Origin of the sequence: Micrococcus luteus (assembly GCF_014138885.1) — a bacterium.
In the GTDB taxonomy this organism is placed as follows: Bacteria; Actinomycetota; Actinomycetes; order Actinomycetales; family Micrococcaceae; genus Micrococcus; species Micrococcus luteus.
In genome coordinates this window covers 1,127,097-1,139,798 of record NZ_JACJIK010000001.1, presented here as the reverse complement: position 1 = coordinate 1,139,798, position 12,702 = coordinate 1,127,097, and the positions used below count along the sequence as shown (strand labels likewise).

Here is a 12,702-nt window from a genome sequence, read left to right as displayed (position 1 = left end):
CCCGGGGCGGGCGGACGTGAGACGGTGAGGCCATGAGCACAGCCTCCACGCATCCGCCGCTCGACCTCGACCCGACCCCGGCCACCCCGATCGTCCTCGGGACCATGGCCTGGGGGTCCGTTCCCCCGCCGCCCCCGGACGCCGATCCGGGGGCGGGGCCGGAGGGGCCCGCGGGCGCAGCGCAGGCCGAGGCGGCCGTGGAGCGTGCCCGCCGCGCCCTGCGTGCCGGGATCGAGGCCGGCGTCGACCTGCTGGACACCGCGGACATCTACGGGGCCGGCCGCTCCGAGGAGACCGTCGGCCGGCTGCTGCACGAGCTGCCCTACGAGGAGCGCTCCGCCCTGAAGGTGCAGACCAAGTGCGGGATCGTCCTGCACGAGACGGACCCGGCCGGGCGGCGTCTGACCCGCTACGACTCCTCGCCCGAGCACGTGCGCGCCTCGCTGGAGAGCTCGCTGTCCCGCCTCGGCGAGCAGCGCGTGGACACCCTGATCATCCACCGGCCCGACGTCCTCACGCCCGTGGCCGACACCGTGCGTGCCTTCCTCGACGCGCGGGAGGCGGGCCTGGTCGGCAAGCTGGGCGTCTCCAACCTCGGCGTGGGCCGCGTCCTCGAGTTCCAGCGCGAGCTCGAGAGCCAAGCGGCGGACGGGACCGGGCTGGCATGCGTCCAGGTCGAGCTCGGCCTGCACCACCGCACCCTCGTGGAGGCGGTCGTGCTCGCCAACCACCCGGACGCCCCCGCGGACGCCGACGCCGGGCGCCTCGGCCCGGTGTGCGCCGCCGAGGGGATCGAGCTGCAGGCCTGGGGTCCGCTGGGGCAGGGTCGGTTCAGCTCCGGCGACGACGGCGCGGCCGGCGTCGTCGGCGAGGTCGCAGCGGAGCTGGGCGTCAGCCGGGAGGCCGTGGTGCTCGCCTGGCTGCTGCGCCTGCCGTGGGGCGTGCGGCCCGTGATCGGCACCCAGGACCCGGAGCGCGTCGCCGCGTGCGCCGAGGCGGCCGCCGCGGCCGAGGCGATGGACTCCGCGCAGTGGCACCGCCTGTGGACCGCGGCGCGGGGCCGGCTGCTGCCCTGACGAGGCGCGACCGGCCGCGCGCCCTCCCGCCGGAGTGAGACCTGTGTCACACTGGGGCATGGACTTCGCGAACGTCGACCTCGTGACCCCCTGGATCCTCTACTGGCTGGCCTCACTGACCCTCGTGGTCGGCGGCACGCTCGTGGTCGTCGGCCTGTGGCGTGCCCGGCGGCACCGGCGCTTCGCCGCGACCCACGGCCGCAACCCGGAGATCGGACTCCTCGAGGACACCCGCACCCAGCGCGGGGTCGGGGCTGTCGCGCTCGCGGCCGCCGTCGCCCTCGGCGCGACGGGCGCCGTCCTGCACGTCCAGGGTCTGGACGCGTTCCGCGGCAACCTCGAGGCGAAGTACGGCTACACCGCGGTGGACCGCATCCGCCAGTCCGGCCCCGGCTTCGTGGCCGATCTGACCCAGGCCGACGGCACCGTGCTGCGCGACGAGATGGTCCTGCTGGAGTCCTCGGGCGAGCCCGTCGTCGGGGAGGACATCTTCGCCCGTCCGGTCGAGACGCGTTGACCTTCCCGCCCCGGCCCGTCGGGCCTGATGCCGCGTCGGGGGCCTCTGTTAGCGTCGCCGCGTGAGCACCTCGACCGTCCGTTCCGCCCCCGCGTCCACCTACCGGCTCCAGGTCAGCCCGGATCTGCCGCTGGAGTCCGTGGCCGGGCTCGTGCCCTATCTGCGGCGCCTGGGCGTGGACTGGCTCTACCTCTCGCCGCTGCTCGAGGCCGAGCCCGGCTCCGACCACGGGTACGACGTCGTGGACCCCACCCGGCTGGACGCCGCCCGCGGCGGGGCCGAGGGGCTGGACATGGTCGCGCGCGCCGCGCACGAGGCGGGCATGGGCGTGCTCGTGGACATCGTGCCGAACCACGTGGGCGTGGCCACGCCCCAGGCCAATCCGGCGTGGTGGGACGTGCTCACCCACGGTCCCGAGGCGGCGCATGCGGCGTGGTTCGACGTGGACTGGGCGGCCGGCGGCGGGTCCCTGCTCATCCCCGTGCTGGGAGACGGCCCTGACGGGGACGCGGACGCGGAACTGGACCGTCTCGTCGTCGACGCCGAGGGCGGCCGTCTGCGCTACTGGGACAACGTCTACCCCCTCGCCCCCGGATCGCTCGAGGCGGCCGAGGCGGAGACCGGGCTGCGCGCCGCGGAGGTCTTCGCGGCGGCGGACCCGGCGAAGGAGCCGACCGCGGAGCAGGTCCGCCTGGCCCGCGCCGTGCACGAGCGCCAGCACTACCGGCTGGTCGGCTGGCGCCGCGGCGACGCCGAGCTGAACTACCGCCGGTTCTTCACCGTCACCACGCTCGCGGGCGTCCGGGTGGAGGAGCCCGAGGTCTTCGACGCCGTCCATGCCGAACCCGCCCGCTGGGTCCGCGAAGGGCTCGTGGACGGGCTGCGCGTGGACCACCCGGACGGCCTGGCGGACCCGGCCGGCTACGCGCGACGCCTGCGCTCCCACGTGCTCCCGGAGGGCTACCTCGTGGTGGAGAAGATCCTCGAGCCCGGTGAGGCGCTGCCCGCGGACTGGCCCGTGGACGGGACCACCGGCTACGGCGCGCTCGGCGAGGTCGAACGCGTCTTCATGCACCCCGACGCCGCGGGCGATGAGGCCGAGGACGCGCGCCGTCGTCGGGAGTGGGACGAGGCCGTGGTGCGGGCCAAGCACGACGTGGCCACCGGCTCCCTCGCGGCCGAGACCGCCCGGCTGGTCCGGGAGGTCCGCGCCGTGCACGCCCTCGGTGCCCACCCGGACGAGGACGTGGCCGCCGCGTTCGCCGCCGTGCTCGCCCGCCTGCCCGTGTACCGCACCTACCTGCCCGTGGGCCTGGCCGTGCTCGAGGGTGCGCTGGCGGACGCGGCCGCGGCGGAGCCGGGCCTCGCCGACGTGCTCGGTGACCTGCGGCCCGAGCTGACCGACCCGGACTCGCCCGTGGCCCGCCGGTTCCAGCAGACCTCCGGCATGGTGATGGCCAAGGGCGTCGAGGACCGGTCCTTCTACCGGTACACGCGGTGGGCCAATCTGAACGAGGTCGGCGGAGACCCCTCCCACGTCGCCCTGTCCCTGGCCGACTTCCATGCCGCCCAGCAGGCGCGCCAGGCCGCCTGGCCGACGGCCATGACCACCCTGAGCACCCACGACACCAAGCGCGGTGAGGACGTGCGCGCCCGCATCGCCGTGCTCGCCGAGGAGCCCGACCGCTGGGCCGCCGAGCTCGCGGAGCTGAGGCGCCTCCACCCGCTCGGCCACCCCGACGCGGAGCGGCTGCTCTGGGAGTCCATCGTGGGCGTCTGGCCCACGGACGGCACCGCGCCGGAGGAGGAACGGATCCTCGGCTTCTTGCAGAAGGCCTCCCGCGAGGCGGCCCTGGCCACCACCTGGACGGACCAGGACCCCGAGTTCGAGGCCCGGCTCGCCGCGCTCGCCGCCGCCGTCACCTCCCCCGAGGGGCCTGCGCGGGGCGTGCTGCAGGCCGTCGCGGACCGTATCGCCGAGCCCGGCCTCGTGGTCCAGCTCGGCCACAAGCTCGTCCAGCTCGCCGCCCCCGGCGTCCCCGACGTCTACCAGGGCACGGAGGTGCCCTTCCCCACCCTCGTGGACCCGGACAACCGCCGCCCCGTGGACTTCGCGGCCCGGGCCGACCTGCTGGACCGCCTCGACGCCGGCCACACGCCCGGCCTCGACGACCCCGCCGCCGCCAAGCTGGCCGTCGTGGCCGGCGTGCTGCGCGCCCGCCGCGACCGGCCCGAGCTGTTCACCGGCCACCGCCCGCTCGACGTCTCCGGCCCCGCCGCCGAACACGCGATCGCGTTCGACCGGGGCGGGGCGCTCGCCGTGGCCACGCGCTGGCCCGTCCGCCTCGCGGCCGCGGGTGGCTGGGGCCAGACCGTCGTGACCGTGCCGGCTGGGCGGTGGGAGGACGCCGTCACCGGCCACCCCGTCCACCCGGACGCGCGCGGCGCCGTGCGCCTCGACGAACTGCTCAGCACCCTGCCCGTCGCGCTGCTCGTCCCGGCGCACGCCCCGTCCGACCGCCGAGAGAGGACCGCCCCGTGACCGAGCCCCGTCCGGTCGACGCCCCCGCCCCGGGCCTGCACCCGATCGGCTCCGACCCCGTGGACCCCGCCGCGGCGGAGCGGGCCGCCGTCGAGGCCGCGCGCGCCGTCCCCTACGCCGTGTGGGCGCCGCACGCCGAGAGCGTCGACCTCGTCCTCGTCGACACCGAGCCCGGCGCCCTGCACGACGCCGAGGACCGCTGGCCCGTCGCCGCCGTCGTGCCCATGGACCCCGCCGCCGGAGGCTGGTGGACGCCCACGGAGGACCCGCTGGCCGCCCTCGGCCTCGACGCCGCCCAGCCGTCGGCCGACCCCGGCTACGGCTACCGCGTGGACGGGGCGGACCCCGTGCCGGACCCCCGCTCCCGCCGCCAGCCCGACACGGTCCACGGGCCCTCCCGCCGCGACGTCGCCGGCCGCGTCTTCACGTGGCCGGACGAGGGCTGGGCCGGGCCGCCCGGGGTGGAGTCCGATCCGGCCGCGCCCCAGGGCGGCGGCCTGCGCGGTGCCGTCCTGTACGAGCTGCACCTGGGGACCTTCACGGCCGAGGGGACCCTCGACGCCGCCATCGCCCGCCTCCCGCACCTGACGGACCTCGGGGTCACCCACGTCGAACTGTTGCCCGTGAACTCCTTCTCCGGGCCGCGGAACTGGGGCTACGACGGGGTGGCGTGGTTCGCCGTCGACGAGTCCTACGGCGGCCCCGCCGCCTACCGCCGCTTCGTGGCCGCCGCCCACGCCGCCGGCCTCGGCGTGGTCCAGGACGTCGTGCACAACCACCTGGGCCCCTCCGGCAACTACCTGCAGGTGTTCGGGCCGTATCTGGGTCAGGGCGGCACCGGCTGGGGCGACGGCCTGAACCTGGACGGCGCCGACTCGGACGAGGTGCGCCGGTTCGTCCTGGACAACGTCCGCTTCTGGCTCGAGGAGATGCGCGTGGACGGGCTGCGCCTCGACGCGGTGCACGCCCTGCGGGACACCCGCGCCGTGCACCTGCTCGAGGAGATGGCCGCACTCGCGGACGGGATCGCGGCCCGTGCCGGCCGACCCGTGCCCCTCCTGGCCGAGTCCGACCTCAACGACCCACGTCTGGTGCTGCCCCGCCACGCCGGCGGGCTCGGCCTCGCCGCGGCCTGGAACGACGACGTCCACCACGCCCTGCACGTGGCCGCGACGGGGGAGACCCACGGCTACTACGCGGACTTCGCCCCGCTGGAGGCTGTGGCCAAGGTCATGGAGCGCACCTACTTCCACGACGGCACCCGCTCCACCTTCCGCGGCCGCGACCACGGCCGGCCCGTGCCGGACGCCATCCCCAACCACGCGTGGGTGGCCAGCATCCAGAACCATGACCAGGTGGGCAACCGCGCCGGCGGCGACCGCACCGCGGCCGCGCTGTCCGAGGGCGCGCTCGCGGCCGAGGCCGCCCTGCTGCTGACCGGCCCGCACGTGCCGATGCTCTTCATGGGGGAGGAGTTCGCGGCCTCGACGCCGTGGCCGTTCTTCACCTCGTTCCGCGAGCCCGAGCTCGGGGACGCCGTCCGGCAGGGACGTCGCCGCGAGTTCGCCGCCCACGGCTGGGATCCGGACGACGTCCCCGACCCGCAGGACCCCGCCACGCGGGACGCGGCCGTGCTGGACTGGGCGGAGGCCGCGGGCGGCGCGGACGGCCACGGCCGGGGAGCGCGCGTGCTCGCCGCCTACCGCATCCTGATCGGTCTGCGCCGCACGCTGCCCCAGCTCACCGACCCCCGCCGCGACCGCGTCCGGGCCGAGGTGGACGCGGCCCGGCGCCACGTGCGCCTCACCCGCGCCGGCGCGGACGCCGACGTCATCCTGCTCGTCGCCCTCGGCGCGGACCCGCTGCCCGTGCCCGCGGACCTGGCGCGGGCCGGGCTCCTCGCCGGCCACGGCGACCACGGCCCGCTCGGCCCCGGCACGGTGCCGGCGGCGGTCCCGGCCCCCGGCTTCCTGCTCCTGCGCCGCTGAGCCGCGTCCGGCGTCAGTCCGCGTCCGCAGGCGGGACGGCGCGCAGCATGGTGGTCGTGGGGTGCAGTGCCACCGCGTCCTCGTCGCGGCGGGCCCGCAGCACCGTGTCCACGTAGGAGTCCACCGCCTCCTGCAGGGGCACGGCCTGGCCGCGGGCCTCGGAGAGGTACCAGCGGTGCTCGAGGAGCTGGTGCATCACCTCGGCGGGCTCGAGCTTGGCCCGCAGCTCAAGGGGCACCGAGCGGACCACGGGGTCGAACACCTCCACCACCCAGCGATGCGCCGCAGCCTCGATGTCCATGTACGGGTCCCACTCCCGGCGGGCGGCCTCGATGTCGACGAGCAGCCGGCGGGCCTGGTTCTCCTGGACTTCGAGTCCCGTGAGGCGGGTCAGCCGACGGCGGTGGTAGCCCGCGTGGATCTCGACGGGTCGGGCGATCATCATCCCGGGGGCGTCGGCGGCGCGCAGTGAGTACTCGGCCAGCTCGAAGCCGAGCTCCTGCAGGCGGCGGACGCGGCGGTCCAGGCGCCACGGCTCGGCGCGGGGGAACAGCAGGGGCCCGGTCAGCTCGTCCCACAGCCGCCGGTAGGAGGCCACGAGCAGGTCCGGCGTGGTGACGGGGTCCACCTCCGGGTCCAGCAGCCCGCTGGCCTGCAGGTCCAGCAGCTCACCGCCCACGTTCACGGCGGCCACGTCCAGGTCGTGCTCGCGCTGGCCGGTGGACAGCCGTGCCCGCAGCTCGCCGGTCTCGGCGTCCACCAGGTGGGCGGCGAACCCGCCCGCGTCCCGCCGGAACAGGACGTTGGACAGGGAGACGTCACCCCAGAAGAACCCCTCGAGGTGCAGCTCCACGAGCAGGGTCGCCAGCGCGTCCATGAGCCGCACGAGGGTGCGGCGCTCGAGGCGCTCCGAGAACACGGCGCGGTACGGCAGGGAGAAGCGCAGGTGCCGGGTCACGAGGGCGGCGGGCAGGGGCGTGCCGTCGTCCTCCGTGCGTCCGGTGACCACGGCCACCGGCACCACCGACGGCGCCGGGCTCCGCTCGAGCCGGCGCAGCAGCCGGTACTCGCGGAACGCGAGTTCTTCGGTGGTCTCCTTCACCGCCACGATGCCCCCGCCCACCCGGGCGAAGCGCACCACGTGACGGGAGATGCCCCGCGGCAGGGCCGCCAGCACCTCACGCGGCCACGTCTCGAGGGGGAGCGCCCAGGGCAGGGCGAGCAGAGACGTCGCCGGGTCCTCGGTCGCGTCCCCCGACGGGGCGCCCGTGATGGTCAGTCGATCGACGGGGGAGGGGGTCTCGGCGGTGTCCATGGTCACGATCCTTTCAGACAGGGCCGCTATGCTCGCCTGGCGCGGCGCGCCCGCTGCCCGCCGGCTCCGGTGCTCGACCCGGACCGACTGCCCCACGAGGAGGACCCTTGGCCCGGAACACGTCAGGCTCGCACACCTCGGCGACGGACGCTCGTGCGCGTGCCCGCCAGATCCAGGAGGAGCAGCGCAGGAAGGACAGTCGCCGCCGCACCGGCGTCATCTGGGGCTCGGTCCTCGCGGTGGTGCTCGTGATCGGCCTCGTCGTCGCGTTCGTGCTCAACCGCAACGGCGACGACGCCGCGGCCGCCGGCCCCATCCCCGCCGTGGCGAACGAGCAGGGCGGCATCGAGTTGACCTCGGCCACGGACCTGGCGGAGGGCGCGGGAGAACGCGAGGTCGACCCCTCGAAGATCGAGGTGCCGAAGCAGGCCGCGAGCTCTCAGCCCGAGACCCTGCCGAACACCGAGGCCCGTGGTGACGGTGAGCCGACGCGGATCGTGCTCTACGCGGACTTCAACTGCGTGCACTGCGCGGACTTCGAGTCCACCAACGGGGACCAGATCGAGCAGTGGCTCGAGCAGGGCCAGGTCACGGTCGAGTACCGGATGGTGGACTACCTGAGCGCCCCGAACAACCAGAACTACTCGGCCCGCGCCGCCAACGCCGCGTACTGCGTGGCGGACCAGAAGCCCGAGGCCTACAACGGCTTCGTGGCCGCCCTGTTCGCCACCTACGACGAGCACCAGGGCAAGGGCCTGGACAACGCGGCGATCACGCAGCTCGCGCAGGAGCACGGCGCGGACATCGCCTCCTGCGTCGAGGACGGCACGTTCCGCTCCGCGGTCGAGCACACCACCCGCCAGGCGCGCGTCGCCGGCGTGGCCGGCACCCCCACCGTGTTCGTGGACGGGAAGAACTGGGCCCTCGACGGCGAGGACAAGACCTTCGCCGATTGGGCGGGCGCCAAGATCGCCGGCTGACCCGGCTGACCCGTCGCCGAGGTCCGCGGGGCGTCCCCACGCAGGGGGCGCCCCGCGCCCCCCGCCCGGGCCTTGTACGCTGGAAGGGTCGGCCGCGGCGCCCCGGGCGCCGGCCGCAGGCCTCCTTAGCTCAGCTGGCCAGAGCAGCTGCCTTGTAAACAGCAGGTCGCCGGTTCGAATCCGGCAGGGGGCTCCACCCCACCGCGGGCCCGACGGCGCCGCGCACCTCCGCCGGGAGGGCGCGGCGCCGTCGTCGCGTCCGGCGCGGGCCGACGCTGGGGCGCCGCTGTGCGCGCCCGCGGCCATCCGCCAGGCTCGGCTGGCGGATCCGCCAGAGATGCCTCGACCATCCGCCAGACTTCAACCCTGGGCCTCGTCGTGACGGAATCGTGACCTTACCGTGATCCCAGCCACCCCGGCCCGAGCCCCTCGGGCACCCGCGTCCGGTGGCCCAGAACTCCGAGGAGATCCCGTGCAGTCCTCCACCCCCCGCAGCACCCGCCGCCGCATCGGCGCCCTCGTGGCCGGCGCCGTCCTCGCCGGCGGGACCCTGACCTCGTCCCCCGCGCTTGCGGCCCCCTCCGGCGACGCCCCCGCCGCACCGGCAGCCACCCCGACCGCCGCCTCGCCCCTGGCGGCGGCGCAGGTCGAGGACCCGAACGCCGACGGCTACGACTCCTTCATCGTCACCTACAAGGAGACCGCCGCCACCGCCCACGCGAAGGGCCGAGCCAACGCCTGGGGCAAGGCCGCGAAGGAGGCCGGCGTCTCCGTGAAGGAGCTGCGTGAGACCGCGCTCGGCTCCCGCGTGGTCAAGGCGGACCGCAAGCTGGACCAGGCCGAGTCCGCGAAGTTCATGGCCGACCTGAAGGCCTCCGGGGCGGTCGAGGCCGTGGAGCCGGACGCCATCCTCACCGCCACCGGCCTGAGCCCCGTGGACGCCCTCTACTCTCAGCAGTGGGGCTTCACCGGCGCCCACGGCATGCGGGTCCCCGGGGCGTGGGACCGCACGACGGGCTCCGGTGCGACCGTGGCCGTCATCGACACCGGCATCACCTCCCACCCGGACCTCGACAGCAACGTCGTGCCCGGCTACGACTTCATCTCCGACGGCAGGGCGGCGCGCGACGGCGGCGGCCGCGACTCCAACCCGCGCGACGAGGGCGACTGGTACGCCGCCGGCGAGTGCGGCACCACCGGCGCCTCTGACTCCTCGTGGCACGGCACCCACGTGGCGGGCACCGTCGCGGCCGTGGCCGACTCCCAGGGTGTCGTCGGCGTGGCCCCGAACGCGAAGATCCAGCCCATCCGCGTGCTCGGCAAGTGCGGCGGTTCGCTGTCCGACATCGCCGACGCGGTCGTGTGGGCCGCCGGCGGCACCGTGGCGGGCGTGCCGGCCAACCCGAACCCGGCGGACGTCATCAACATGTCCCTCGGCGGCTCCGGCACGTGCGGCACCACCTACCAGAACGCGATCAACGCGGCCGTCTCCCGCGGCGTGCCCGTCGTCGTGGCCGCGGGCAACGAGAACCAGCCCGCCGCCAACGTGCGCCCGGCCAACTGCCGGAACACCATCGTGGTGGCCGCCTCCACCTCGCAGGGCGCCCGCGCCTCGTTCTCGAACTACGGCTCCGCCGTGGACGTGACCGCCCCGGGGGCGAACATCATCTCGACCGTGAACAACGGCGCCACCACCCCGACGACGGCCGGCCACGCCGCCTACAACGGCACCTCGATGGCCACCCCGCACGTCGCGGGCCTGGCCGCCCTGCTGCTGGCCGAGCGGCCGAGCCTCACCCCGGCCCAGGTCGAGTCCACCCTCAGGTCCACGGCCCGGTCCATGCCCGTGTCCTGCTCCGCGGGCTGCGGCGCCGGCCTGGCGGACGCCGCCAGGGCGGTCTCCTCCCTCGGTGGCAGCTCCTGACCGGAGCCCGCCCGGGCGCCGGGACCTCGTTGGTCGCCCAGGGCGGTTTCGAGCCCGGCGCCACGCTGACCGACGCCTGACGTGCTCGTCGGCTCTCGATGGCCGCTCCGCCGTGCGCGGGGTGGCCGTCGCCCGGGTGGACAGGCGGCGCCGCCTGAGGTATCGTTCTTCGAGTTGTCACCCCCATGGGGCGACGCCCGGATCTTTAGCTCAGTTGGTTAGAGCGTTCGCTTCACACGCGAGAGGTCGCTGGTTCGAGTCCAGTAAGATCCACCGCAGCAGGGCCCTCCTCCGGGAGGGCCCTTTCGCGTCCCCGGGCCGCGGTGCCGACGGCCCCGGCGGGGGAGGTGCCGGCGTGGTTGGATGGACGCGTCGGCGGGGCTCGGCCCACCGCCGTGGCGCGTCCAGCGCCCGCACACGGAAGGAGAGGGTGAGCCGCATGGAGCAGGAGGGCACCCAGGAGCCGGCGCGGTTCGACCCCCGCATCGCGGAGCCCCCGGCCGTCCCCACGCTCATCCCCGTGCTGCGCCCGGCCGGCGCCGAGGACGCCGCCGCTGTCGGCGACCTCACGCTCGACCCGGAGGACCCCGGCCTGCTCGACCTCGACCCGGCGGAGTCGGCCCACCCGGCCGCGGTCGCCGTCGAGCCGACGGAGCCGCTGCCGCCCGTGGTCCGCCCCGCCGCCGCCGATCCGGTCTCGGCGCCGGAGCCGGAGCCGGAGGAATCGGCCGAGCCGGAGGCGGAGACGCTGCCGGAGCCGGCCGCGGACGCGCCCCTGACCGAGCCGCCGCTGTCCGAGCAGGTGCCCACCTCCGTCCTGGCGCCCGCGGAGGCCGACGGCGCCCTGCCCGCCCCGGAGGTGATCCCCGCGCCGGACGTCACCGTCCCGGACCCGGTGGTCCCCGCGGGTCCGCCCGAGAAGCGCGGGCGTCGGCGCGGCCGGCGCTCCCGCGAGGTCTTCGTCGAGAACCTGCCGACGCAGGCGCTCGTGCTGGCCGACCGCCTGCACTCCTCGCCGTACGGGCGCCGCATGCGCTCCACGCTGCAGCAGCGCCGCGCGGAGGCGCAGGCCCTTGAGGCCCGCACGACCCTGGACTTCGCGCTCAAGCTGGGCGAGACGATGTTCAGCTTCGGCGCGGCCTCGCTGGACGTGGAGACCTCGATCATCGTGGCCACGCAGGCCTACGGGATCCTCGAGACCGAGGTGGACCTGACCAACCAGTCCATCTCCCTGAACTACGCGCCCGACTCCTCACGCGGCGAGGCCCCGTTCACCCTCCAGCGGGTGGTCCGCTCGTCCTCGGTGAACTTCGAGGGGCTCGTGGCCGTCCACCGGCTCGTCGAGGAGATCGCCGCGGGCGAGGTGGACCGGGCCGAGGCCCAGCGCCGGCTCGTGGAGATCCGGCATCAGCCCAAGCCGTTCCCCGCCGTCTTCGAGGTCCTCTTCTCCGGCGTGTTCGTGGCCTGCTTCGTGCCGTTCATCGGCGGGACCTGGACGGGCGCGGCCCTGGGCATGGTCTCCACCTGGCTGGTCTTCTGGCTCAAGGTCCAGGCGGACAAGGCGCGCTTCCCGGAGATCTTCTCCACGATGTTCGGGGCGATCACGGCCACGGTGATCGCGCTGATGGCCCACGCCCTCGACCTGCCGGTCAACCCGGCGCTGGTGATCGCCGGCGGCATCATGATGCTCCTGCCCACGGCGAGGTTCGTCACCGCGGTGCAGGACGCCATCCACGGCTTCCCGGTGACCGCCGCGGGCCGCTTCCTCTCCGCGCTGCTCGTGTTCGCCGGCGTGATGGCCGGGATCATGATCGCCGTGGGCATCGGGGATCTCGTGGGATTCGAACAGCTGGACCTGGCCGAGGCGGGGACGCTGAGCTATCCGCCGCTGCTGCTGCTGGGCCTCGTGATGGCCGCGGGCATGGCGGACGCGGTGGTGGAGCAGTCGCGGTGGCCCCAGATCCTGGCCTGCGGTCTCGTGTCCGGGGCCGGCTTCGGCGCGTACCTGGCAGCGCAGCAGATCGGGGTCAGCGACCGGCTGGTGCCCGCGGTCGCCGCGGCGGCGGTCGGGTTCCTCGGCCGCCTGGTGGCCCAGCGGCTCGCGGCCCCGGCGCTCGTGATCGTCCTGCCGTCCATGCTGTTCCTGCTTCCCGGACTCACCATGTTCCGGTCCGTCTACGGGTTCACCGTGGAGACCGGGGCCACGCTGCTGGGCGTCGAGGGACTCTTCAACGCCGCGGTCATCGTCGTGGCAATCGCGGCCGGCGTCGCCTTCGGCAACACCCTGGCCAAGCCGATCACCGACCGGATGGGCACGCTGCTGCCCACCGAACTCGTGATGCACCAGCGCGGCTGACCGG

Annotated in this window: 8 protein-coding genes and 2 tRNA genes; 9 read left to right on the top strand and 1 reads right to left on the bottom strand. The window is 75.2% G+C overall.

All coding sequences use genetic code 11. The annotated features are described in order from the left end of the window. Window positions 1-32 precede the first annotated feature (32 nt). From HDA34_RS05195 to treZ, 4 genes are all read left to right on the top strand, one after another. Window positions 33-1,076: an aldo/keto reductase gene (locus HDA34_RS05195; protein ID WP_134377465.1), complete on the top strand. Its 1,044-nt coding sequence runs from the start codon at window positions 33-35 to the stop codon at window positions 1,074-1,076. A 58-nt stretch (window positions 1,077-1,134) separates the two neighbouring features. Next, the gene (locus HDA34_RS05190; RefSeq protein ID WP_020625726.1) at window positions 1,135-1,593 is read left to right on the top strand and encodes a hypothetical protein; all 459 of its coding nucleotides are present in this window, start codon (window positions 1,135-1,137) and stop codon (window positions 1,591-1,593) included. Window positions 1,594-1,654: 61 nt separating this feature from the next. After that, a complete protein-coding gene (gene treY, locus HDA34_RS05185; RefSeq protein WP_134377464.1) occupies window positions 1,655-4,135 on the top strand; it encodes a malto-oligosyltrehalose synthase in 2,481 nt (826 codons plus the stop codon). After that, window positions 4,132-6,123 (top strand): malto-oligosyltrehalose trehalohydrolase, encoded by a 1,992-nt coding sequence (gene treZ, locus HDA34_RS05180; protein WP_134377463.1) that lies wholly within the window; start codon window positions 4,132-4,134, stop codon window positions 6,121-6,123. The genes treY and treZ overlap by 4 nt, the downstream gene beginning before the upstream one ends. A gap of 13 nt (window positions 6,124-6,136) precedes the next feature. On the opposite strand, the gene HDA34_RS05175 is transcribed toward treZ, so the two are convergent. Continuing rightward, window positions 6,137-7,438 (bottom strand): DUF4032 domain-containing protein, encoded by a 1,302-nt coding sequence (locus HDA34_RS05175; RefSeq protein WP_134377462.1) that lies wholly within the window; start codon window positions 7,436-7,438, stop codon window positions 6,137-6,139. Between the two features lie 107 nt (window positions 7,439-7,545). Between HDA34_RS05175 and HDA34_RS05170 the strand changes: the two genes are divergently transcribed. The 5 genes from HDA34_RS05170 to HDA34_RS05150 all read left to right on the top strand — a co-directional run bounded on the left by HDA34_RS05170 (window position 7,546) and on the right by HDA34_RS05150 (window position 12,698). Further along, window positions 7,546-8,418, top strand: coding sequence for a DsbA family protein (locus HDA34_RS05170; protein ID WP_134377461.1), 873 nt, complete (start codon window positions 7,546-7,548; stop codon window positions 8,416-8,418). 119 nt (window positions 8,419-8,537) lie between these two features. Beyond that, a tRNA-Thr gene (locus tag HDA34_RS05165) sits at window positions 8,538-8,614 on the top strand. A 276-nt stretch (window positions 8,615-8,890) separates the two neighbouring features. Next, a complete protein-coding gene (locus HDA34_RS12115; protein ID WP_233437097.1) occupies window positions 8,891-10,342 on the top strand; it encodes a S8 family peptidase in 1,452 nt (483 codons plus the stop codon). A 199-nt stretch (window positions 10,343-10,541) separates the two neighbouring features. Continuing rightward, window positions 10,542-10,615: transfer RNA gene (locus tag HDA34_RS05155), tRNA-Val, on the top strand. Between the two features lie 166 nt (window positions 10,616-10,781). Next, window positions 10,782-12,698, top strand: a complete 1,917-nt coding sequence (locus HDA34_RS05150) for a threonine/serine exporter family protein (protein ID WP_036315922.1) — start codon at window positions 10,782-10,784, stop codon at window positions 12,696-12,698. Window positions 12,699-12,702 lie beyond the last annotated feature (4 nt).

Excerpts from the sequence above, each read along its gene's own strand:
- HDA34_RS05195 (WP_134377465.1), top strand. The coding sequence starts at position 33 with ATGAGCACAGCCTCCACGCATCCGCCGCTCGACCTCGACCCGACCCCG.
- HDA34_RS05190 (WP_020625726.1), top strand. The coding sequence starts at position 1,135 with ATGGACTTCGCGAACGTCGACCTCGTGACCCCCTGGATCCTCTACTGG.
- HDA34_RS05175 (WP_134377462.1), bottom strand. The coding sequence starts at position 7,438 with ATGGACACCGCCGAGACCCCCTCCCCCGTCGATCGACTGACCATCACG.
- HDA34_RS05150 (WP_036315922.1), top strand. The coding sequence starts at position 10,782 with ATGGAGCAGGAGGGCACCCAGGAGCCGGCGCGGTTCGACCCCCGCATC.